This window comes from Streptomyces sp. CC0208, assembly GCF_003443735.1.
Classification (GTDB): Bacteria; Actinomycetota; Actinomycetes; order Streptomycetales; family Streptomycetaceae; genus Streptomyces; species Streptomyces sviceus.
This window is the reverse complement of record NZ_CP031969.1, coordinates 5,280,894-5,303,006: the sequence shown is the minus strand read 5'-3', so window position 1 is coordinate 5,303,006 and position 22,113 is coordinate 5,280,894. Positions and strand designations below refer to the sequence as shown.

Sequence of the window (22,113 nt, the reverse complement as noted above, 5' to 3'; positions counted from 1 at the left end):
CCGAGGAGACACAGTCATGGCCAACACCGAAACCGCGCTGAAGGAGGCCCTTGCCTCCATCGAGGGCGCGACCGGCGTCGCGCTCGTCGACTACACCAGCGGCATGGCGCTCGGCACCCTGGGCGGCAGCAAGGCCTTCGACCTGAACGTGGCCGCCGCCGGCAACACCGACGTGGTCCGCGCGAAGATGCGCACGATGGAGCACCTCGGCCTCAAAGCCCAGATCGAGGACATCCTGATCACCCTGTCCGACCAGTACCACCTGATCCGCCTGATCAGCGGACGCGGTGGCAACGGCCTCTTCCTCTACCTGGTCCTGGACGCCAAGCGGTCCAACCTCGCGATGGCCCGCCACCAGCTGCGGGCGATCGAGGCCGAGCTGGAGGTATGACCCGGGAGCACCGGAACCGGAACTAGACGAGTGCCGCGGTGCGGCGGCGCGCTCCTCCCGGGGCCGCGTCGCCCGCCGCGATACCCGTGCTGCGGTACGCCCTGACCACCTTGCCGGCCGGGCGTCCGCCGCTCGCGTCGAGCCAGTCGACCCGCACCCACAGCAGCGCGTCCTCGGCCCGCTCGCGCCGCCCGAGCCAGGCGGCCTTGAGCCAGAGGCCCGCACCGCACCCGGCGAGCAGCATGCCGCCCGCGACCGGCACCGCGAACGAACTCGCCAGCGCGGTCAGCCAGGCCAGCAGCAGCCACCAGCGGTGCCCGCGGCGCCAGTTGCGCACACTGACCGCGCGGTCCTGGAGCACGTCGTGCTTCCCCGCGCGGGCGGCCGCCCGCCCCAGCGTCGTGTACCGCTTGCGGCGGCCGTACGACACCACGGCCACCGCCACGATGAACAGCGCGGCGCCCGCCATCACCCCGATCCGGCGCCCGGTCAGGCCCGGGATCAGCAGCCCGACGCCCGCCGCGCACACTCCGAGCCACCACAGGGGTGCGGCTCCGGCGCGCACGACGACGGCCACCCGAGCCAGCCCCTGAGCCCTGCGATCTCCGCGTGCCACGTCCCGCCTCCTCGTCGTCCTGGCACAGTCCTGCCGGTCGGGGAGGGTAGCGGGCGAACGTGAGACGAGTGTGAAAAAGCGCCCTACTCGACGAAGAGTCCGCGGGAAGCGGCCCGCGCGTCGAACTCCTCCAGTCGGGCCTGCGCGTCCGGCAGGTCGTCGCACATCGCCTCAAGAAGCACCCGGCCCAGCAGCATCGGCGCACACGCGGTGTCGAAGGCGAGGCCGGTGCCGACGGCGGCGGGCAGCAGCAGGTCGGAGACCTTGGCGACCGGCGCGAAGGCGGAGTCGGCGACGGTGACGACGCTCAGGCCCGCCTCCTTGGCGTAGGCGAGGGTGTCGACGACCTCGCGCGGATGCCGGGGCAGCGCGAAGCACAGCAGGGTCGAGGCGCCCGCGCGGACGGCGGCGTCGATCCGGTCGTGGATCATCGTGCCGCCCTCGTGGAGCAGCCGTACGTCCGGGTGGACTTTGGCGGCGAAGTAGGCGAAGCCGTACGCCTGGGAGGCGGCGGCCCGCAGCCCGAGCACCGGCAGGGGCCGTGAGGCGGCGAGCAGCCGCCCGGCCTTCTGCACCGGACGCGGGTCGGCGAGGACCTCCGCCAGGTGCCTGAGGTTCTCGATCTCGGCCTCGACGGCCTGCTGGTACTCGTTGTACGACGCGGAGGCCGCGCTCTGCTCGGCGGGCGCGACCTCGCGCAGGTGCCGGCGCAGGGCGGGGTAGCCGTCGAAGCCGAGGGCGACGGCGAAGCGGGTGACGGAGGGCTGGCTGACCCCGGCCAGTTCGGCCAGCTCCACGCTGGACAGGAACGGCACGTCTGCGGCCCGCCGCACCATGCTGTGCGCGATGCGCCGCTGGGTCGGTGTGAGCCGGTGCCCTTCGAACAGTGCCTGAAGCCGTCCCGCGGGAGTGTCCGCCACACCCGCCCCGCCCATCGCCCCGCCCATGTCGCTCATGCCTCGATCCCCCTCCAGATGTCCGTGAACCGGTCGAGCAGTGCGGCCGCCGCCGTCACGTCGCCCGTGAGCGGCCGGTCGGCCGTGTCCTGCGCCAGCACCGCCTCGGCGAGCTCCAGCGCCCGGCCCACCGGCAGGTCCGGGTCGGGCCTGAGGCCGCGCTGGCGCAGCGCCCGTACGGCGGCGACGAGTTCGCAGCCGACGACGAGACGGTACGCGCCGCACGCGCGCAGTGTCTGGCGTGCGGCGAGCGAGGCGAAGCTGGCCTGTTCCTCGACGCCTCGGGAGAGTACAGCGTGGCCGAGCGAGGCGGGCGCCGAGAAGGCCCGCAGGTCGCCGAGGGCGGCTCCGGCGGCGTACTCCAGGATCATCACGCCGGAGGAGGCGGGCTCCTGGTCGGCGAGGAAGGGCCTGAGGCGGGTGAAGACGGGCTCGTTGAGGGTGGAGAGCCGGGACGTGGACAGCCGGGCGACCTGGGTGAGGGCAAGCCTGAAGTGGTCCAGGGCCAGGGCGAGTTGGGCCTGGTAGAAGCCTCCGTGGTGGTAGGCGGCCATGTCCTCGGGGGAGATGAGGGGGTTCTCCGCGGCCGCGTTGATCTCGATCGCGATGACCTCCTCCAGGGCGTCGGCCGCGTCCTGGGCGGGCCCGTGGATCTGCGGGAGACACCGGAAGCCGTACGGGTCCTGGATGCGGCCGAGCGGTGGGGTGGGCCGGTCCTCGGCCCCGATCAGCTTCCGCATCCGCCGGGCCACTTCGGCGGACCCGCGGTGCGGGCGGGCCGCGTGCACCGGGGCGGCGTACGCCTCGTGCGACCCGTCCACGGCCAGCAGTGACAGCGCCCCGACGACCTGCGTGGCCTCGACGAGTCCGCGCAACTCGTGCAGCGCGAGGGCGGCCTGGCCGAGGGTGAGGGCGTTGCTGCTGATGAAGGCGAGGGCGTCGTTGTTGTCGAGGGGCTGGGGCTCGGGGGCGCCGGCCTCCCTCCAGGGGTGCTCCCCCGCCAGCGCCAGCCCCACCTGGGCCAGCGCCGCGATGTCGCCGGTGCCCACCGAGCCGAACTCGTTGACGGCCGGGTACGCGCCGTTCTCCAGGGCCTCGCACAGGGCCGTGACGACGGTCGGCCGCAGTCCCGCGCCGCCCGCCAGGAGCTGGTTGGCCCGGACCGCGAGCATCGCGCGGACCTGCCGGGCGGGCAGTTCCTCGCCGATGGCACCGGCGTGGCTGCGCAGCAGCCGCAGCCCGTGTTCGGCGGCCGCCTCGGTGGGCACGTCCTCGTTCCGGTTGGCGCCGACGCCGGTCGAGCGGCCGTAGACGCGTCCGGTCGCGGCGATCTGGCGGGCGGCGTCCCAGGACTCCGTGACCCGCTTCATCGCGTCGGTCCCGGGCACCGGTCGCGCGCTCCCGTCGGCGAGGCGGACGACGTCCGGGACGCCGAGTCCGATCCCGTCGAGGACCACCAGGCCGGTGTGGCCCACGGTGACGGGATCAGAAGTGTCCACGATCCGAGACGACATCTAGTCCAAACTCCCCTCAATGCGGACATCTGATCTTGCCTGGCGGTCATCCGTTACCTCGGATTAACACCGAACCGTTGACAACCTATTCAGGTACCAAGAACTCTGCATGACGTTATACAGCCGGGCAAGGGACATCTCATGATCCAGTTCGACGCGGTCCACAAGCGCTTCCCCAACGGCACGACAGCAGTGCACGATCTCACCCTCGACATGCCGGAAGGCGGCGTGACCGTCCTCGTCGGATCCTCCGGTTGCGGCAAGACGACCACCCTCAGGATGATCAACCGGATGGTCGAACCGACCTCCGGCACCATCAAGGTCGGCGGCAAGGACGTCACCCGCCAGGACGCGGCCGAACTGCGCCGCTCCATCGGCTACGTCATCCAGCAGTCCGGCCTCTTCCCGCACCGCACGGTGCTGGACAACATCGCCACCGTCCCGCTCCTGCTCGGCCACGGCCGCAAGAAGGCCCGGGCCCGGGCGGCGGAACTGCTGGAGACCGTCGGCCTCACCCCCGAGTCCGGCAAGCGGTACCCGCACCAGCTCTCCGGCGGCCAGCAACAGCGCGTCGGCGTCGCCCGCGCACTCGCCGCCGACCCGCCGGTCCTGCTCATGGACGAACCCTTCGGCGCGGTCGACCCGGTCGTACGCACCCAGCTCCAGGACGAACTGCTCAGACTCCAGAAGGAGTTGAACAAGACCATCGTCTTCGTCACGCACGACGTCGACGAGGCCGTCCGTCTCGGCGACCGCATCGCGATCTTCCGCACCGGCGGCCACCTCGTCCAGTGCGCCCCGCCCGCCGAGCTCCTCGCCCGCCCCGCCGACGACTTCGTGGCCGACTTCCTCGGCGCCGAGCGCGGCCTGAAGCTGCTCTCGCTGAAGACCCTGGCCGCGGTCCCGCAGGGCCCGGCACCGGAAGGGACCGCCTGGTCCCTCGTGTGCGACGCGGCGGGCAGGCCCCTGCACTGGGCGGCCGACGACGCCGAAGTGCCCGTACGACCGCTCAAGGACGGCGACTCCCTGCTCGCCGCCCTCGACGAGTCCGTCGCCTCCCCCACCGGCCTGGTCGCCCGCGTCGACGCCGACGGCGTCCTCACCGGGGTCACCTCCCGCGACGACATCCACCGGCACGCCGGCCAGGCCCACACGGAAGCCCGGGTGGCCGCATGACCATCGACTGGTCGTGGATATCCGGCCACACCGACGACCTGACCACCCTGACGGTCTCGCACCTCCAGGCAGCGCTCTCAGCGGTCTTCTTCGGCCTGCTGATCAGCCTCCCCCTGGCCGTGGTCGCGCACCGGATCCGCCCCCTGCGCGGCTTCCTGCTCGGCCTCTCGAACGTCCTGTTCACGATCCCCTCGATCGCGATCTTCGTGCTCCTGCTGCCGGTCAGCGGCCTGACCCGCACCACGACCGTGATCGGCCTGACCGTCTACACCCTGGTCGTCCTGCTGCGGAACACCGTCGAAGGCCTCGACTCGGTCCCCGCGAAGACGAAGGAGGCCGCGAAGGCGATGGGCACCCGCCCGCTGCGCACCCTCCTCACCGTCGAACTCCCCCTCGCCCTGCCCGTGATCATGGCGGGCGTGCGGATCGCGACCGTCATGTCGATCTCCCTCGTGTCGGTCGCCACCTACATCGGCGACGGCGGCCTCGGCCAGCTCTTCACCGACGGCTTCCAGCGCGACTTCCCGACCCCGGTGATCGCGGGCGTGGTCCTCACGCTCCTGCTCGCCGTGGTCGCGGACGCCCTGCTGGTGGCCCTCCAGTACGTCCTGACCCCGTGGCGGCGGAGGCGAGCCTGACATGTACGAACTCATCAAGAACCTCGGCACCTGGCTGACCAGCGGCTCCCAGTGGACCGGCACCGACGGCATCGCCCACCGACTCGCCGAGCACCTGCAGTACTCGCTCCTCGCGACCCTCGTCGCGGCCGCGATCGGCCTCCCCCTCGGCCTGCTGATCGGCCACACCGGCAAGGGCGCCTTCCTCGCGATCAACCTCGCGTCCTTCGGCCGCGCCCTGCCCACCGTCGGCCTGGTCGTACTGGTCTTCCTGGCCGGCGGCCTGTCCATGCTCCCGGTCTACGTCGCCCTGGTCGCCCTCGCGGTCCCGGCCATCGTCACCAACACCTACGCCGGCATGACCGCCGTCGACCCGGACGTCAAGGACGCCGCCCGCGGCCAGGGCATGCGCGGCCACCAGGTCCTGTTCCAGGTCGAACTGCCCCTCGCCCTCCCCCTGATCATGACCGGCCTGCGCCTGGCACTCATCCAGGTCGTCGCCACCGCGACCATCGCGGCGTACGTCTCCTTCGGCGGCCTGGGCCGCTACGTCTTCGACGGCCTCGCCCAGCGCGACCTCGTGCAGGTGCTCGGCGGGGCGGTGCTGGTCGCCGTCATCGCCGTCGCCCTCGACCTGCTGCTCTCCGGCCTCCAGCGCTTCCTCTTCCGTCACCGCACCGCGTAAGGACCCCTCCGATGAACCGACGCACCCTCCTCGGCGGCCTCTTCGCGGCGGCCTCCGTCCCCGCCCTCGCCGCCTGCTCCAGCGGCATCACCTCCCTCGACCGCGGCGGCACCACCTCCGGCGGCAGCGGCTCCAGCAAGGGCGGAGTCACCATCGGCACCGCCAACTTCACCGAGAACCAGGTCCTCGGCTACCTGTACGCGGCCGTGCTCCAGCAGGCCGGCGTGAAGGTGAAGGTCCGCCCCAACCTCGGCACCCGCGAGATCGTGATCCCCGCCCTCAAGGCGGGCGACATCGACCTGCTGCCCGAGTACCAGGGCGCCCTCCTCAACTACCTGGCCCCCAAGGACGCCTCCGCCGAGCCGGGCACCATGCAGAACGCCCTCACCCTGGCGATGCCCGCCGGCCTCCAGGTCCTCCCGTACGGCCAGGCGGCCGACTCCGACTGCTTCGTCGTCACCCGGGCGACCGCCAGGAAGTTCGGCCTCGCCACCCTCGCCGACCTCGCCAAGCAGAACGGCAGGCTGGTCATCGGTGCCGCGCCCGAGGTCAAGAAGCGCCGGGTGGGCGCGGTCGGCCTCAAGGAGGTGTACGGCGTCGAGTTCAAGGAGTTCAAGTCCCTCGACTCGGACGGTCCGCTCGTCAAGGGCGCCCTGAAGAAGGGGGACGTGGACGTGGCGAACCTCTTCACCACCGACACCGACATCGCGGCCCACGACTGGGTGGTGCTGACCGACCCGAAGAACCTCATCCCCAGCCAGCACATCGTCCCCCTCATCGCCGACCGCAAGGCCGACGACACCGTCCGCAAGGCCCTCGCCCGCCTCGGGAACGTCCTCACCACCGAGCAGCTCACCCAGCTCAACAGCCAGGTCGACAACGACAAGAAGGACCCGGAGGACGTGGCGAACGCGTATGCGAAGCAGCACGGGCTGACCACGGGCTGATCTGGGAAGGACCCCCGCCGCAACAGGGGGGCTAACCCCAGTGCAGCAGGTGGTCCCGCTGCCTACCGTGGACCCCATGACCGGAATGGATGCGCGGGACCCCGAACTCAAGAAGGAACTCAACGCCACCCTGCAGGCCCGCAGGGAACTGGGCGAGGAGTACGAGTCCGCGCTGGTCGACTCGTTCCTGGAGAAGGTCGACCAGCGGATCGACGGCGCCGTGGACCGCCGGCTGCGCCGGCAGCTCGCCGAGCAGCAGATGGTGACCGCCCGGGGAGCCCGCTCGCCCAGGCCCACCGACTCCTTCGGCGAGCGCTTCGGCTTCGGCATCGTCTCCCTGGTGCTGGCGATCCCGCTCTCCGCGATCGGCGGCGGCGTCGCCCACCTGCCCGGCCTGCTGGTCTCCTGGGTCGGCATCGTCGGCGTCAACGCCTTCCAGGCGCTCCGCGTCAACCCTGACCTCTTCCGGGGCGGCCGGCGCGGCAAGCCGTCCGCCCCGAGCAGCGACTGGGAGGGCTGACCCGGCGCTCACACCTGCGCGGTCGGCAGCACCACGACCTGGCGCAGGTTGACGTGCCGGGGCCGGCTGGTGACATAGGCGACGACGTCGGCGAGTTCCGCGGCCGCCAGCGTGCCCATCGCCTCGACCATCCCACCGATCTGCTCCCGCAGCCCGTCGTTGTCGATGTGCGTGGCCAGCTCGCTCTCCGTCAGCCCCGGCTCGATGTTGGTGACCCGCACGCCCCGCGGCCCGAACTCGCTCCTCAGCAGCGCCGAGAGATGCGTGACCGCGGCCTTCGTCGCCCCGTACACGGCGTAGTTCGTGAAGCCCGTGACGTGGGCGCCGATGGACGAGACGTTCACCAGGTCCGCGCTGCGCCCCTGCGCGGCGGCCTCGTTCAGGTCGCCGGCGAACGCGCCGATGATCCGCAGGACACCGGTGACATTGGTGTCGATCATCCGCTGCCACTCGTCGACCCGGGCGTCGGTGATCGGGTTGGGCAGCATCACCCCCGCGTTGTTGACCACCAGGTCGACGGTCCCGTACGCCGTGTGCACACGCTCCACGGCGGCCGCCACGGACGCGTCGTCGGTGACGTCGGCGACCACGGCCAGGGCCTGTCCGCCGTCGGCCCGGATCTTCCCGGCGATCGCCTCCAGCTGCTCGCCGCGCCGGGCGAGCAGCGCGACCCGCGCCCCCTGCTCGGCCAGCAGCACGGCCGTGGCCTCGCCGATGCCGCTCGCCGCCCCGGTGACGACGGCGGTACGTCCGGCCAGATTCTCGTACGACATGGAGGTGCTCCTCGGTGCGATGTCCGCCGGGGCGACTCCCCGGCCTCGTCCACCACCCTGCGGCGCCCGGGCCGCCCTACCCAGGGATGCGCTTTTCCTGGGTCTGCCAGTACCAGGTTCGAGACCCGCGCCTCCCCTACGATCGAACCCATGGACGGGGACCTCGGAGACTTCTTGCGCTCACGCCGCGCCCGCATCCAGCCCGAGGAGGTGGGGCTGCCCTCGCACGGGCGGCGCCGCGTGCCCGGGCTGCGCCGGGAGGAAGTGGCGCAGCTGGCCGGTGTGAGCGTCGACTACTACATCCGGCTGGAGCAGGGCCGAGGGCCTGGGGGCCCCTCCCGGACGAAGTCGGGGGGAGTCTCGGACGCCGTCCTGGACGCCGTCGCGCGCGTCCTGCGCCTGGACGAGACCGAACGCGACTACCTGCACGCGGTGGCCCGCCCCCGCAGACAGGCCGCACGCCCCACCAGCCCCCGCGTCCGCGAGGGCGTCCAGCTCCTGCTCGACAGCATGGACCGCACCCCGGCCTTCGTCCTCGACCGCCGGATGACCGTCCTGGCCTGGAACGCCCTGGCGGACGCGGTGTTCGGTTACAGCGGTACGACGGCCAGGACGCGCAGCATCCCGCGGCAGGTCTTCCTCGACCCCGCCGCACGCGACCTCTACCCGGAGTGGCAGGCGGTGGCCGCCCAGTGCGTGGCCCATCTGCGGGTTCTGGCCGGCCACCACCAGGACGACCGCGAACTGACCTCGCTGGTCGGCGAACTCTCCCTCAAGAGCGAGGACTTCCGCCGCCTGTGGGCCGACCACCAGGTCAAGGAGTGCGCCTACGGCGTGAAGCGCGTCCGGCATCCGGTGGCGGGACTGCTGGTCTTCCCCTACGAGACCCTCGCCGTCCCGGGAGACGGCGACCAGAGCCTGCTCGTCTACACCCCGGAACCGGGGTCGGAGACGGCGGAGCGGCTGGCACTGCTGGGCAGCTGGGCATCGAGCCCCGCCCGCTGAGCACCGTTCGCTGAGGCCGCCCGCAAAAAATATCGCGGGGACCGCCGCACCCCCGTTGACGGGGGGCGGGACGACGGCGGTCCCCGCGAGGGACGTCGACCGGGTCAGGCCAGGTCTCACGTCCGGCGTCCATGGAGGTCCGGGAGCCGCTCCGGAGGTCCTAGGACGTTTTGGTGCCGGCTGGGGCGGGGAGCCGCTCCCGCCCTGCCGACATCCACCAATGTGCCGGACCCGTGTTAAGCGTGTGCTGCGAGGACGTGACGCGCTCGTACCAGTTCCACGAAGTCCATCCTTTCGGTAGGAAACCGCAAAACCGCCTCCGGCACCCGGGGTTCACCGGACGTTTGCCGCTACTTCCCGCCCTTGGCGAGGAAGGCCAGCAGATCCTGGCGGCTGATGACTCCGGTGGGCTTGCCCTCCACGAGGACGATCGCCGCGTCCGCCGAACCGAGGACCGACATCAGGTCGCCGACCGGCTCACCGGAGCCGACCTGGGGCAGCGGGGCCGACATGTGCTTCTCCAGCGGGTCCTCCAGCGAGGCCCGCTGGGTGAACAGGGCGTCGAGCAGCTCGCGTTCGACGACCGAACCGACGACCTCCGCGGCCATCACGTCCGGGTGACCGGCGCCCGGCTTGACGATCGGCATCTGCGAGACGCCGTACTCCCGCAGCACCTCGATGGCCTCGCCGACCGTCTCGTCGGGGTGCATGTGGACGAGGGAGGGGATGGCGCCGTGCACCTTGTCGTTGAGGACGTCGGCGACGCGGGCGCTGGGGCCCTCGTCCTCCAGGAAGCCGTAGTCGGCCATCCACTCGTCATTGAAGATCTTCGAGAGGTAGCCGCGCCCGCTGTCCGGGAGCAGGACCACCACGACGCCGTTCTCGTCCAGGCGCTCGGCGACGCGCAGGGCCGCGACGACGGCCATGCCGCAGGAGCCGCCCACCAGGAGGCCCTCCTCCTTGGCGAGGCGGCGGGTCATCTGGAAGGAGTCCTTGTCGGAGACGGCGACGATCTCGTCGGCGACGGTCCGGTCGTAGGCGGTCGGCCAGAAGTCCTCACCGACGCCCTCGACGAGATACGGCCGCCCGGAGCCGCCGGAGTACACCGAGCCCTCGGGGTCGGCTCCGACCACCTGGACCTTGCCGTCGCTGGCGTCCTTCAGGTAGCGGCCGGTACCGGAGATGGTGCCTCCCGTGCCGACGCCCGCCACGAAGTGGGTGATCCGCCCCTCCGTCTGCTCCCACAGCTCGGGGCCGGTGGAGTGATAGTGGGAGAGCGGGTTGTTGGGGTTGGAGTACTGGTCGGGCTTCCATGCGCCGGGCGTCTCGCGCACCAGCCGGTCGGAGACGTTGTAGTACGAGTCCGGGTGCTCGGGGTCCACGGCGGTGGGGCAGACGACGACCTCGGCACCGTAGGCGCGCAGGACGTTGATCTTGTCCGTCGACACCTTGTCGGGGCACACGAAGATGCACTTGTACCCCTTCTGCTGCGCCACGATGGCGAGCCCGACCCCGGTGTTTCCGCTGGTCGGCTCGACGATGGTGCCCCCGGGCTTGAGCGCGCCGCTCTCCTCCGCCGCCTCGATCATGCGCAGGGCGATGCGGTCCTTCACGGAGCCGCCGGGGTTGAAGTACTCGACCTTGGCCAGGACGGTCGCCTTGATGCCCTTGGTCACGTTGTTGAGCTTCACCAGCGGGGTGTTGCCGACGAGGCTGATCATCGAGTCGTGGAATTGCACCGTTGTCTCCGGATGCTTGCAAAAGAAGTGGTCCTAGTGGTTCGGCCAGCCTATGGCCTGTTCGGGCGCCATGACGGTCGTTCACTCCCCGTTGGGATTGGGCCACGGTCCGTGCGGGGCAAGGAGTGGGTGTACGGGTACGACGGAGGTGGCGGCTACGTATGACGAGCATGTCGAGGGCGAGGGTGGCCCGGCGGATCGCGGCCGGCGCGGCCTACGGCGGCGGCGGGATCGGTCTGATCGGCGCGGCGGGCATGGGCCTGCTGCTGGCGGAGGCGCGGCTGGCCAGACGGCAGGTGGGCAACGGCGCGACGCCGCACGTCCCGCAGGCCGAGGGCCTGTACGGCCATGTCTACGCCTCCGCGGGCGATCCGCCGCTGCGTCTGACCATGCTGGGGGACTCCACGGCGGCGGGCCAGGGGGTTCACCGGGCGACCCAGACACCGGGCGCGCTGCTGGCGTCGGGGCTTGCGGCGGTGGCGGAACGTCCGGTGGAGTTCCGTAATGTCGCCCTGCCCGGGGCCACCTCGGACGACCTGGACCGTCAGGTGGCGCTGACGCTGGCGGATCCCGAGCGGGTCCCGGACATCTGCGTGATCATGATCGGCGCGAACGACGTCACGCACCGGATGCCGGCGACGCGTTCGGTGCGGCAGCTGTCCTCGGCGGTACGGCGGCTGCGTACGGCCGGCGCCGAGGTCGTGGTCGGCACCTGTCCCGACCTGGGCACGATCGAGCCGGTGCAGCAGCCGTTGCGGTGGCTGGCCCGGCGGGCCTCGCGTCAGCTGGCGGCGGCGCAGACGATCGGCGCGGTGGAACAGGGCGGTCGCACGGTGTCGCTGGGCGACCTGCTGGGCCCGGAGTTCGCGGCGAACCCGCGCGAGCTGTTCGGCCCCGACCACTACCACCCCTCGGCGGAGGGTTACGCGACGGCGGCGATGGCGGTCCTGCCGACGGTGTGCGCGGCCCTGGGTCTGTGGCCGGCCGACGAGGACCGTCCGGACGTCTCCCGCCGCGAGGGCTTCCTGCCGGTGGCGAGGGCGGCGGCGGAAGCGGCCTCGGAGGCGGGCACGGAGGTCGCGGCGGCGATGCCGACGGGCCCGACGGGTCCCTGGGCCCTGCTGAAGCGCAGGCGGAGGCGGCGGGTCCGGGCGACGGAGCCGTCCCCCGCGAGCGCGTCCGAGGTCTGAGGTCTCAGGTCTGAGGTCTGAGGTCTGAGCAGGCTCGAGAAAAGCAAGCGCTTAGACATAGGTCACACCGTCACCCCCGTGACCCAGGCCATACGTACGGGTAACTTCCCAAGGAGCCCCGTCCGGAAGAACACCCCGCATGCCAATGGAGCCGTGATGCCCGAAGCAGTGATCGTCTCGACCGCCCGCTCCCCCATCGGCCGCGCCGTCAAGGGCTCGCTCAAGGACCTGCGCCCCGACGACCTCACCGCCACGATCATCCAGGCCGCCCTCGCCAAGGTCCCCGAGCTGGACCCGCGCGACATCGACGACCTGATGCTCGGCTGCGGCCTCCCCGGCGGCGAGCAGGGCTACAACCTGGGCCGCATCGTGGCCGTGCAGATGGGCATGGACCACCTGCCGGGCTGCACGATCACCCGTTACTGTTCCTCCTCGCTGCAGACGAGCCGCATGGCCCTGCACGCCATCAAGGCCGGCGAGGGCGACGTCTTCATCTCGGCCGGCGTCGAGATGGTCTCCCGTTACGCCAAGGGCAGCTCGGACGGTCTCCCGGACACGACGAACCCGATCTTCGACGAGGCCCAGGCCCGCACCGCCGCCACCGCCGCCTCCGAGGGCTCCACCTGGCACGACCCGCGCGAGGACGGCCTGCTCCCCGACCCGTACATCGCGATGGGCCAGACCGCCGAGAACCTGGCCCGCCTCAAGGGCGTCACCCGCCAGGACATGGACGAGTTCGGTGTCCGCTCGCAGAACCTCGCCGAGGAAGCCATCAAGAACGGCTTCTGGGAGCGCGAGATCACCCCGGTCACGCTCCCCGACGGCACGGTGGTCTCCAAGGACGACGGCCCGCGCGCCGGCGTCACGCTCGACGGCGTCCAGGGCCTGAAGCCGGTCTTCCGCCCCGACGGCCTGGTCACCGCCGGCAACTGCTGCCCGCTCAACGACGGCGCCGCCGCGGTCGTGATCATGTCCGACACCAAGGCGCGCGAGCTCGGTCTCACCCCGCTCGCCCGCATCGTGTCGACCGGTGTCTCGGGCCTGTCCCCCGAGATCATGGGCCTCGGCCCGGTGGACGCGTCGAACCAGGCCCTGCGCCGCGCCGGTCTCACGATCGACGACATCGACCTGGTCGAGATCAACGAGGCGTTCGCCGCCCAGGTGATCCCCTCCTACCGCGACCTGAACATTCCGCTGGAGAAGCTGAACGTCAACGGCGGCGCGATCGCCGTAGGCCACCCGTTCGGCATGACCGGCGCCCGCATCACCGGCACGCTCATCAACTCCCTCCAGTTCCACGACAAGCAGTTCGGCCTGGAGACGATGTGCGTGGGCGGCGGCCAGGGCATGGCGATGGTCATCGAGCGCCTGAGCTGACCTCTCAACTCTCCGTGTCCGTACGGGGACTCGGTGTCACTCTTTGGCCCAGAACCGGGAAAACTCCAAGGTTCTGGGCCGATTTGTGATCCAATCTCCCTCAGGATGTGACCTATCTCCCTTCCCGAAGGGATTTACGCAGCTCAGGGCCACTTCACCAGCAAACCCCGGACCCAAAGTCCTGTCCGATTCGTGACGTTACGCACTGACAGCTGGATAGTCCGCCCTTCAAGCTGATGTAGGAAGTCGGGGGTCGACTTTGAACCGGGAGTACGTCAGTGAGCGCCATGCCGATCGCCTTGTTGGTCACCACGGCCGCCACGGGCGCCGTGGGCGTCGCCGTCCTGCGCACCCTCATGGTGCTGCGCCGACAGGTCGCCGCCCTGCACGCCGAGCTCGCCAGGAACAACACGGCGGACGTACGGGGTCTCGTCCCGGCCGCGCGTCCGGCCGCCGACGTCGATGAGATACGTGCCGCCGTGGCCGCGGCCCTCGCCGAGGAGCGTGAGCGCGAGCTCGCCGAGGCGCGGGCCTTCTGGGCCGCCCAGGAGGCCCGTGACGCCTCCGAGGCGCCCTCGCTGCTCGGGCTGCCCGACAGCGAGCTGTTCCTGCCCCGGCAGGCCGATTTCGTGGGTCTGGAGCCGCTGGAGCCGGTGTCGGAGTCGTCGGCCGACGCGGACGAGTTCGCCGGCGACAGCCCCGAACTGGCCGCGGCCCGCCGCCGTCACCCCTCCCACCCGGACTTCGTGCCGGTCGGTTCACCGGTCGTGGGCGACCACGAACGCACGGTGGCCACCCTGGAGGAACTGGCCGCGTCCGGTACCGAGCTGGCCGACGTCCGCCCCGGCCCCCTCGGCACCCTGGACGTCTACGTCTTCGCGGACGGCACGACCCTGTGCATGACCCCGGGCCACCGCGAGACGGCCGAACGTCTCTCGGCGGCCCTGCGCGCGGGCGAGAGCCCGGTCCTGCTGGGCGGCTCGGGCGTCTCAGGCGCGTACACGCTGACCTTCGCGTGCGGCGAGGAGAACGTCTACATCCTCGCCGACCGGGTCATAGCGTCCCTGTAGGAGTCACGGCGTCACACGCCGGCACGCTTCTGGGCCTGTGCCACCAGTTCCAGTGCTTCTTCCACTTGGCTCTCGTCCGTCAGGACGAGAGCCAAGTCGTGTACGGCCACGGTGATCTGGTCGGCGGCGGCGAACATCCCCGCGTCCGGCATCTCGCGAAGCTCGGTCCCCGGCTCCTCCAGAACCTGGGTCCGGCGGGCCAACTCCCGGGCCAGTCCCAGCGCCTCGGCCGCCGCGCCCCGCTGCAACCGGCTCTGCGGCGCGGCCCGCAGACGGTCGGCGAAGTGGTCCACAGCCCGGGTCAGACGCGAAGTATCAGCCACCCGGCAACCGTACGCGTCCGACCGGGACTGTTGCCAACAGGCGAACGCTCAGGCACGGTGACCTGAAGGACCGGCTTACATCCCCTTTGCGTCCGGAGGCGCCGATGTCCCACGTCCTCTCCGAGGAGACCCACCGCAACCTGCTCGCCCGCATCCCCCACTGCACCGGTCGTGAAGTATCCGACTGGCTGCGCACCGTCGACGAAGGCCCGGCCCTCTTCCGCTTCGAGGAAAAGGTCAGCTGGCTCCGCCACGAACACAACCTCGCGTACGGCCACGCCAAGGCGATCATCCACGAGTACGACCTGAGGAGGGCCGCGCGCAGGTACTTCTGAGCTGCGCACATGCCGAAGGGCCCCCGGTCGGAACCGGGGGCCCTTCGCCGTACGACCCGAACGACCGTCGAGGACTAGTCGTTGCTGTTGAGGATCGCGATGAGTCGCAGGAACTCCATGTAGATCCACACCAGCGTCAGCGTGAGACCGAACGCCGCCAGCCAGGCCTCCTCCTTCGGCGCGCCGTAGGCGATGCCGTCCTCGACCTGCTTGAAGTCGAGGGCGAGGAAGCACGCGCCGAGCAGCACGCCGATGATGCCGAACAGGATGCCGAGGCCGCCGCTGCGGAAGCCGAGGCCGTCACCGCCGCCGAACACGGCGAACAGCATGTTGACCACCATCAGCAGGACGAAGCCCAGCGCGGCCGCCATGACGAAGCCGTAGAACCGCCGGTTCACGCGGATCCAGCCGGCCTTGTACGCCACCAGTACGGCGGCGAAGACCGCCAGGGTGCCGATCACGGCCTGCATGGCCGCGCCGCTCGCGATGCGGTGGTCGACGACGCTGGAGACGACGCCGAGGAACACGCCCTCGAACGCGGCGTACGACACGATCAGCGCGGGCGTGGCCTTGCGCTTGAAGGACTGCACGAGCGCCAGGACCATGCCGATCAGCGCGGCGCCGATGCCGATGCCGTACGAGCGGCCGATGTTGGCGTCGTCGACGGGCAGCAGCGCCCAGGCGAGGGCTGCGGTGACGATCAGGATGCCGAGGGTGGTGCCGGTGCGCAGGACGACGTCGTCCATCGTCATGCGGCCGGTGGTCACCGGGGTCTGCGGCGGTGCGCCCTGCTGCAGACCCTGCTGGGCATAGGGGTTGGTCGCGTACGGGTTGCCCTGCGGCTGCGCGTAGGGGCTGCCCTGCGTGCCCACGGCTGCGCCCCCGGCCTGCGGCGCGGTGTTGAAGCCCGCGTAGCCGTTGTCGCGGCTGAACCCCCGTCGCGAGAAGACCGGGTTGCTGCTCCTCATTTCACTCCTCCATGGCCACCGTGTGTGGACCTTGCCCTCAAGAGTAATGGGTAGGCAAAGGAATGACCCTAGTGCTTGAGGAGGATCTTCCCTCGTTGTGCTGGCCAACACGCTACGCGCAGGCGTGATTCCCGGCACTGGAGGGGCCTCACCCGAAGGGGAAGCCGGTGTACCCCTCGGCGAGGTCGGTCTCGGCGGCCCGCGAACCGGCGATCCGCTCCAGCCGGGCCAGCTGCATCCGGTCCTCGAAGCCAGTGGCGTCGGGCGCCCGGTGCAGGAGGCTCGTCATGTCGTACGAGAACCGTTCGGCCTGCCACACCCGCCGCAGGCAGGTCTCGGAGTACGCGTCGAGGCGTTCGGCCGAACCGGTCTCCTTCTGGTGCGTCAGCGCCCTCGCGAAGGTGACGACGTCCCCCACGGCGAGGTTCAGGCCCTTGGCGCCGGTGGGCGGGACGATGTGCGCCGCGTCGCCGGCGAGGAAGAGCCGGCCGTGGCGCATGGGTTCGTGGACGTAGGAGCGCATGGGGGTGACGGACTTCTGGGTGATCGGCCCCCTGTCGAGCCTCCAGTCGTCGTCCGTCTCGAAACGGCGCTCCAGCTCGTCCCAGATCTCCTCGTCGCCCCAGCTCTGGGCGTCGGTGCCCTCGGGGACCTGGAGGTAGAGGCGGGAGACGGACGGGGAGCGCATGGACAGCAGGGCGAAGCCGCGGTCGTGGCGGGCGTAGACGAGTTCGTCGTGGGAGGGCGGGACGTCGGCGAGGATGCCCAGCCAGGCGAAGGGGTACGTCCGCTCGAAGACCCGGGCCAGCTCGGCGGGGATCGCCTTCCTCGCCACGCCCCAGAAGCCGTCGCAGCCGACGACGTACTCGCACTCCAGGACGTCCTCGCGGCCCTCGTGCCGGAAGCGGACGCGCGGGGCGTCGGTGTCGGCGCCCTCGACGGCCAGGGCCTCCGCCTCGAACAGCAGCGGTCCGCCGTCCTTGAGCTGGAGGGCGATGAGGTCCTTGCAGACCTCGGTCTGGGCGTAGACCATCACGGACCGGCCGCCGGTGAGGGCGGGGAAGTCGACGCGGTGGCGCTTCCGGTCGTAGCGCAGTTCGATGCCGTCGTGCGGGAGTCCCTCGCGGTCCATGCGCTCCCCGGCGCCGACCGCGCGCAGTACGTCGACCGTGCCCTGCTCCAGGATCCCGGCGCGCTGGCGCTGCTCGACATAGGCGCGGTCGCGGCTCTCCAGGACGACCGAGTCGATGCCGGCGTGGTGGAGGAGCCGGGCGAGGAGGAGGCCGGCGGGGCCGGCTCCGATGATGCCGACGGTGGTACGCATCGGGCGTTCCCTTCGGAGACCTTATGGCGTTATGGCGCTTGTTCGCATAGTGAAGTTTTATTCACTTTAGTGCGCCGAGTTTGCGCCGCGAGGTCTGCCGCTGTCAACGGTTCTGCGCGGTCGTCCGACCCGCGGGTGGCTGCCGCGGGCCGGACGGCCGTTCGGGTCAGCGGCTGGGCCAGCCGTCCAGGTGGCGGTGCATGGTGACGTCGTCCTGCGCGTCGCCCTTCGGGGCGTCGGCCACGGCGTCCCGAAGGACGGAGTTGACCTCGGCGGCGAGGGCGTCGGCCCGGGTGCGCAGATCGGTCGCGGGGATGTCGGAGCGGGTCAGGGCGTCCAGCCGGCGGTGGACGTCGGCGAGTTGGCGGCGGTGGGCGGAGTCGAGGGTGAGCGGGGCGGGGGTGGAGACCACGAACTGATAGGCCCCGGCCAGGGTCTGGCAGCCGGTGCAGCTCTTGTTGACGGCGTCGCTGAGGTTCACGGCGTTCAGGCGGGTGTGCTCGCCCGCGACGGTGACGATCTGGAACGACAGCGCGACGGAACGGCAGTCGTCGTCGGCGGTGCAGGCCGACGAGACCGCGTTGGCCTGGTTGCGCACGGAGGCGGCGCTCACCGTGCCGAACTGGCGGATGGTGAACGAGTCCTTCTCCTCCGTGTGGTCGTGGCGGTCGGCGTGGCTGAAGACATGGTCCGACGCGACGGCGACCTTGGCGGGCCCGCCGGTGGCGGCCTGGGCCGGCACGGCGGTCGCCACACCGGCGACACCGGCGGCGAACAGCCCCACGCGAACGGCACGGCGGGTCAACGGGCTGGAGGTACGGGGTTTTCGGTGGCTGCTCAAGGGATCTCCTTGGGTGGATGGATGAATACGGATGTGGGGGACGGGGGTGGGAGACGCGGGGCTCGCGAGCGTCTCGGCGCAGGGCGGGGCGAGCTCCGGTGCCACGGCCCGGACCGGCCAGGACGGGGACGGCCTGTCACCCCGGACCGCGCCCCCGGCATCGACCACGAACCACCGGCTGCGATCACGAACCCGCAGGGCACGCCCCGCGAGGGCGGCCGCGAGCCGACGGCCCCGGCGGAGACCGGACTGCCGGACCGCCCGACCGCCCGAAGGCAGTCCCCTCAGCGCCACCCGGCGCCACCCGCCGACCGGGATGGACCGACCGGCCCTCCCGTCAGGACGCCCCCGGCGAACCGCTGGCCGGTGGCGGGGGCGGAGTGTCCGTGGGTGAGGGCGGGATGCTTTCCGACGGGGTCGGGGACGAGACGGGGACGGTCGGGCCCGTGCCCGGTGAGGACGGTTCCGGGGCCGTCGACGTGCCCGGCGTCGGGGACGCCGGCCCGCGGGAGGTGCCTCCGCTCGCCGAGCCCGGTGCTGCCGCGGACGACGCCGGTGAGGCGGACGCCGAGGTGCCGGTGGACGTCCCGGGGGTGGGCGCGTCCGAGCCCGGAGAGCGGCCCGCCGCCGAGGACGGGACCGCGCCCGGGCCCGGGCCCGCCGGGTCCTCCGCGGTGCCCTTGTCCGAGGTCGAGGCGTCCCCGTCCGGCGTCGTGGCCTGCCGGGGCTGCGGTTCCTCCGTCGACACCCCGGGCTGGAGGATCGGTGCGATCGGGGGTTTCTTCGGGAGCGGCTGGGGTGTCAGCCCGGACGTCCACGCATAGCTGAGACCTGCCAGCCCGGCGAGCACCACCGCGCACAGCGCCACCCGCAACCGGGGCCGGTCCGCCGTGGACCGTTTCGCGGCCCGCAGGATCCGCCCCCCGATCTTCACGGAGAGATAGACGACACCGCCCATCGGGATCAGCAGCATCAGACAGCCGAGGACCCCGACGAGCCCCTCGACGACCTGGCCGGCCGCGAAGGCCGCCCCGGTGCCGGAGAACTGCTCGACCATGGACCGGGTCATCGTGGCGATGATCCGGGGCAGGTTCCACAGCCCGTAGCCCATCTCGCCGATGATCAGCGGCACCATGGTGAGCACCCACGCGGCCACGATGGTCCGCGCCGACTTCTTCAGCCCGGCGACCTCCTTGCGTGCGGCCCGTCCCTTCCGCCCCGGGACCAGACTGAGCAGGATCGGCTTGATCTTGCCGTAGAGGTCCGGGACGCCGGCGAGGTCGCCCAGGATGTAGTAGCCGTCGAGCCGTACCGCCGGCATCAGCTGTTCGAGGATCTCGAAGTGCCCGAGATACACCGCCGCGAGGAAGAACTGCTCCCCCGTCGCGAAGTACAGCCCGGCCATGCCGAGCATGAAGACGACGTTGAAGTAGACCCCGCCCAGGTCGGTCCTGATCCGGCCGCCGCGTCCGATCCGGTACACGTCCGTCACGTCGGTGTACATCGACGGCCAGATGAGGAAGATCCCGCAGCCGATGCAGCCGGGCCGGGCACCGCCGTATCTGCACGCGGAGGCGTGGCCGAACTCGTGGAAGACGAGCGAGGCCACGGTCAGCGCGAACACGATCAGGATCAGCACCGGCTGGTCCAGGACCTCCAGGACCGGCTCGATCGCCCCGAAGAAACCGAACAGCCACACATCCATGGCGACGGCTGTGAGGAGCACGGCCGCGACCACGACCGGCCGGTGCAGCCACGCGAACAGCCCCGCGATCCGTGCCGTGCGCCGCTCGTCGAAAACGACCCGGTGGCCCTTGAGGGCGAGCAGCAGGTCGGAGCGCGGGGCGTCGACCTCGTCGCTCTCCTGGCCCTCAGGGACCGTCACGCCGAGCGGTTCGAGTTTCTTCTCCACGAGGAAGCGGATGTTCTCGCCGCTGACCTCGCGACCGAATCTCGCGCTCACCCGGTGGGCGATCGACTCGGTGTCCCGGACGCCGTCGACGGACGACGCCACGAGGTAGAGCAACCGCGACAGCTGGACGACCTGCCCGTCCCCCCGACGGGCGATGTACTTGGGCTCGGTGAAACCCGACCCCTGGTACTCGCCGTGCAGTCGCAGTCCCGCGCTCAGCCGAGGCACGAGCCGGAGTTCGACGACCGGCAGGCTGCCCGTCGCCACCTGCTCGTACGTCACCGGCCAGCCGCCCGGCCCCGGAACCGGCCCGGAGTCGTACAGCGTCGGGGGCCCGTCTCCGAGCACTGTCATATGTGGTCTCCCCCCACGTCCTCCCCGTTTCCCCCCTTGCATGGCCGTCGGGGTGGACCGCACCGCTGGTACGGGCGGCCCACCCCGACGGCCGTTCTCACGCCGGTGCTACTGCTTGACGACGATCGACTGCGACGCCTGCGACTCGGCGACCGAGTACGAGGAGTGGTCGTTGAGCGCCGCGGACTGGTTGTCCGCCTGGATGTTGGCGATGTGCTTGGTGACGTTGGTCGTCTTGTTGAAGCTGAACTTCAGACGACCGAGAGCCTCGCGGCCCGGCAGCAGCTCGGCGGACTCGGTCTCCAGCTCGTGCATGTCCATGCTCATGACGGACGTCCTTTCAGGTGATGCGGATCGGGTTCGAGGTGGTGCGCGGGTGTTACTGGGTGACCGTGATGGTCTGGCCGGCCTGCGAGGCGGCGGCCGAGGCGAAGGAGTGGTCGTTGACGGCCACGGAGGAGTTGTGCGCCTCGACGTTGGCGATGTGCTTGGTGACGTTGGTCGTCTTGTTGAAGCTGAACTTCAGACGACCGAGAGCCTCGCGGCCCGGCAGCAGTTCCGCGGACTCAGCCTCGAGCTCGTGAGCGTCCATCATGATCAATTCCCCCTCAGGGATGGGCATTTCCGGTCGGACCGAGTCAGGTTCCCCCCACACTCTGTCCAACCTGGTCGGACGTGCTGTCCAACGAGATTGGACACTAGGGCCTCGCGGGGCCACTGCGCAACCCGTTCGGGGAATCACCCTTTCGGCGGCGGGTGGGGGCGCCCGTAGAATCGGCCCCGACATGGACGGTTCCGCCGAGCGGCGAGCAGGAAGTGACCCACCCGTGGCCAACGCACTCCAGCAGTTGATCCGTGAGCGCCTGGACCGCAAGGGCTGGTCCTACGGGGACGTGGCGCGCCGCGGTGGCGTCCCGCGCTCCACCGTCCACCACCTGGCGACCACCGACCGCGTCGTCCGCATGCCCCAGGCGACGACCCTGGAGGGACTGTCCAAGGGGCTGGAACTCCCGTTGGACACCGTCCGCCGCGCCGCCGCTGAGGCCTGCGGCATCCACGTGTACGGCACACCGGCCGCCCAGGACGCCGAGGGCACCGCCGCCCGCCCGGCCGATCCCGAGGTGGACCTCCTGATCGCCAGCCTCCAGAAACTCTCGGCCGACGACCGCCGCCACGTGGCCGCCCTCGTGGAGTCCCTGCTGGACCGCACCCCGAAGAAGTAACCCCGCCCCACGCACGAGCACCGGCCCCACACCCCGAAGCACCCGTCGCCCACCGACTCCAGCACCACACGAGCGACCGCGCGTGCGGGCACACCTGCGGATCACGCAGGCACCCGACCGGGCCGCAGCACGTGGAGGCAGGCAGGCGCCCATCCGGGCCGCAGCCCCCGGGGCCACACACGCAACCACCCCGGGCCACCCTCACGCGAACGACCGCGCGGGCAGGCACACCCAGAGGGTCACGCAAGCGCCGGTCC

Annotated in this window: 24 protein-coding genes; 12 read left to right on the top strand and 12 right to left on the bottom strand. The window is 71.2% G+C overall.

The features are described 5' to 3' along the window. Positions 1-16: 16 nt before the first annotated feature. A complete protein-coding gene (locus tag D1369_RS24425) occupies positions 17-391 on the top strand; it encodes a hypothetical protein (protein ID WP_007382530.1) in 375 nt (124 codons plus the stop codon). 22 nt (positions 392-413) lie between these two features. Here D1369_RS24425 and D1369_RS24420 read toward each other — a convergent pair whose 3' ends face one another. From D1369_RS24420 to D1369_RS24410, 3 genes are all read right to left on the bottom strand, one after another. Beyond that, the gene (locus D1369_RS24420) at positions 414-1,007 is read right to left on the bottom strand and encodes a hypothetical protein (protein ID WP_007382531.1); all 594 of its coding nucleotides are present in this window, start codon (positions 1,005-1,007) and stop codon (positions 414-416) included. Between the two features lie 83 nt (positions 1,008-1,090). Then, entirely contained in the window at positions 1,091-1,942 is an 852-nt protein-coding gene (locus D1369_RS24415; RefSeq protein WP_037903384.1) for a MurR/RpiR family transcriptional regulator, read from the bottom strand. A gap of 17 nt (positions 1,943-1,959) precedes the next feature. Next, complete coding sequence (locus D1369_RS24410) at positions 1,960-3,477, bottom strand: aromatic amino acid ammonia-lyase (protein WP_007382533.1); 1,518 nt, start codon at positions 3,475-3,477, stop codon at positions 1,960-1,962. Between the two features lie 141 nt (positions 3,478-3,618). Between D1369_RS24410 and D1369_RS24405 the strand changes: the two genes are divergently transcribed. The 5 genes from D1369_RS24405 (at position 3,619) to D1369_RS24385 (ending at position 7,422) form a co-directional block, all read left to right on the top strand. Next, positions 3,619-4,653: an ABC transporter ATP-binding protein gene (locus tag D1369_RS24405; RefSeq protein ID WP_037900355.1), complete on the top strand. Its 1,035-nt coding sequence runs from the start codon at positions 3,619-3,621 to the stop codon at positions 4,651-4,653. Next, complete coding sequence (locus D1369_RS24400; protein WP_007382535.1) at positions 4,650-5,291, top strand: ABC transporter permease; 642 nt, start codon at positions 4,650-4,652, stop codon at positions 5,289-5,291. Before D1369_RS24405 ends, D1369_RS24400 begins: the two co-directional genes overlap by 4 nt. A gap of 1 nt (position 5,292) precedes the next feature. Then, positions 5,293-5,955 (top strand): ABC transporter permease, encoded by a 663-nt coding sequence (locus tag D1369_RS24395; RefSeq protein ID WP_007382536.1) that lies wholly within the window; start codon positions 5,293-5,295, stop codon positions 5,953-5,955. A gap of 11 nt (positions 5,956-5,966) precedes the next feature. Further along, a complete protein-coding gene (locus tag D1369_RS24390; protein WP_007382537.1) occupies positions 5,967-6,902 on the top strand; it encodes an ABC transporter substrate-binding protein in 936 nt (311 codons plus the stop codon). 76 nt (positions 6,903-6,978) lie between these two features. Further along, positions 6,979-7,422, top strand: coding sequence for a hypothetical protein (locus D1369_RS24385; protein ID WP_007382538.1), 444 nt, complete (start codon positions 6,979-6,981; stop codon positions 7,420-7,422). Positions 7,423-7,430: 8 nt separating this feature from the next. Here the strand turns inward: D1369_RS24385 and D1369_RS24380 are convergent, their stop codons facing one another. Then, complete coding sequence (locus D1369_RS24380) at positions 7,431-8,195, bottom strand: SDR family oxidoreductase (protein WP_007382539.1); 765 nt, start codon at positions 8,193-8,195, stop codon at positions 7,431-7,433. A gap of 150 nt (positions 8,196-8,345) precedes the next feature. Between D1369_RS24380 and D1369_RS24375 the strand changes: the two genes are divergently transcribed. Then, positions 8,346-9,200 (top strand): helix-turn-helix transcriptional regulator, encoded by an 855-nt coding sequence (locus D1369_RS24375; RefSeq protein ID WP_007382540.1) that lies wholly within the window; start codon positions 8,346-8,348, stop codon positions 9,198-9,200. A gap of 350 nt (positions 9,201-9,550) precedes the next feature. On the opposite strand, the gene D1369_RS24370 is transcribed toward D1369_RS24375, so the two are convergent. Next, positions 9,551-10,939 carry a cystathionine beta-synthase gene (locus D1369_RS24370; RefSeq protein WP_007382541.1) on the bottom strand — a complete coding sequence of 463 codons (1,389 nt, stop codon included), beginning with the start codon at positions 10,937-10,939 and terminating at the stop codon, positions 9,551-9,553. Positions 10,940-11,100: 161 nt separating this feature from the next. Here D1369_RS24370 and D1369_RS24365 point away from each other — a divergent pair, with 161 nt between their 5' ends. The 3 genes from D1369_RS24365 (at position 11,101) to D1369_RS24355 (ending at position 14,576) form a co-directional block, all read left to right on the top strand. Then, entirely contained in the window at positions 11,101-12,129 is a 1,029-nt protein-coding gene (locus tag D1369_RS24365; protein WP_007382542.1) for an SGNH/GDSL hydrolase family protein, read from the top strand. A gap of 156 nt (positions 12,130-12,285) precedes the next feature. Next, positions 12,286-13,506 carry an acetyl-CoA C-acetyltransferase gene (locus D1369_RS24360; protein ID WP_007382543.1) on the top strand — a complete coding sequence of 407 codons (1,221 nt, stop codon included), beginning with the start codon at positions 12,286-12,288 and terminating at the stop codon, positions 13,504-13,506. A 278-nt stretch (positions 13,507-13,784) separates the two neighbouring features. Beyond that, complete coding sequence (locus D1369_RS24355; RefSeq protein ID WP_007382544.1) at positions 13,785-14,576, top strand: hypothetical protein; 792 nt, start codon at positions 13,785-13,787, stop codon at positions 14,574-14,576. A gap of 11 nt (positions 14,577-14,587) precedes the next feature. On the opposite strand, the gene D1369_RS24350 is transcribed toward D1369_RS24355, so the two are convergent. Beyond that, the gene (locus tag D1369_RS24350; RefSeq protein WP_082319403.1) at positions 14,588-14,899 is read right to left on the bottom strand and encodes a hypothetical protein; all 312 of its coding nucleotides are present in this window, start codon (positions 14,897-14,899) and stop codon (positions 14,588-14,590) included. A gap of 104 nt (positions 14,900-15,003) precedes the next feature. On the opposite strand from D1369_RS24350, the gene D1369_RS24345 reads away from it, so the two are divergent. Next, complete coding sequence (locus D1369_RS24345) at positions 15,004-15,234, top strand: DUF4287 domain-containing protein (protein ID WP_007382546.1); 231 nt, start codon at positions 15,004-15,006, stop codon at positions 15,232-15,234. A 74-nt stretch (positions 15,235-15,308) separates the two neighbouring features. On the opposite strand, the gene D1369_RS24340 is transcribed toward D1369_RS24345, so the two are convergent. From D1369_RS24340 to D1369_RS24315, 6 genes are all read right to left on the bottom strand, one after another. Next, positions 15,309-16,202, bottom strand: a complete 894-nt coding sequence (locus tag D1369_RS24340) for a Bax inhibitor-1/YccA family protein (protein ID WP_007382547.1) — start codon at positions 16,200-16,202, stop codon at positions 15,309-15,311. 148 nt (positions 16,203-16,350) lie between these two features. Beyond that, on the bottom strand, positions 16,351-17,526 hold the full coding sequence (locus D1369_RS24335) for a 4-hydroxybenzoate 3-monooxygenase (RefSeq protein ID WP_007382548.1): 1,176 nt from the start codon (positions 17,524-17,526) through the stop codon (positions 16,351-16,353). A 166-nt stretch (positions 17,527-17,692) separates the two neighbouring features. Continuing rightward, positions 17,693-18,367, bottom strand: coding sequence for a hypothetical protein (locus D1369_RS24330; protein WP_037900362.1), 675 nt, complete (start codon positions 18,365-18,367; stop codon positions 17,693-17,695). Between the two features lie 337 nt (positions 18,368-18,704). Next, positions 18,705-20,633 (bottom strand): membrane protein, encoded by a 1,929-nt coding sequence (locus D1369_RS24325; RefSeq protein ID WP_037900364.1) that lies wholly within the window; start codon positions 20,631-20,633, stop codon positions 18,705-18,707. 108 nt (positions 20,634-20,741) lie between these two features. Next, positions 20,742-20,960: a hypothetical protein gene (locus D1369_RS24320; protein WP_007382551.1), complete on the bottom strand. Its 219-nt coding sequence runs from the start codon at positions 20,958-20,960 to the stop codon at positions 20,742-20,744. 52 nt (positions 20,961-21,012) lie between these two features. Further along, positions 21,013-21,231, bottom strand: coding sequence for a hypothetical protein (locus tag D1369_RS24315; RefSeq protein ID WP_033415699.1), 219 nt, complete (start codon positions 21,229-21,231; stop codon positions 21,013-21,015). A 229-nt stretch (positions 21,232-21,460) separates the two neighbouring features. Between D1369_RS24315 and D1369_RS24310 the strand changes: the two genes are divergently transcribed. Beyond that, positions 21,461-21,856: a helix-turn-helix transcriptional regulator gene (locus D1369_RS24310; protein ID WP_007382553.1), complete on the top strand. Its 396-nt coding sequence runs from the start codon at positions 21,461-21,463 to the stop codon at positions 21,854-21,856. Positions 21,857-22,113: the final 257 nt, after the last annotated feature.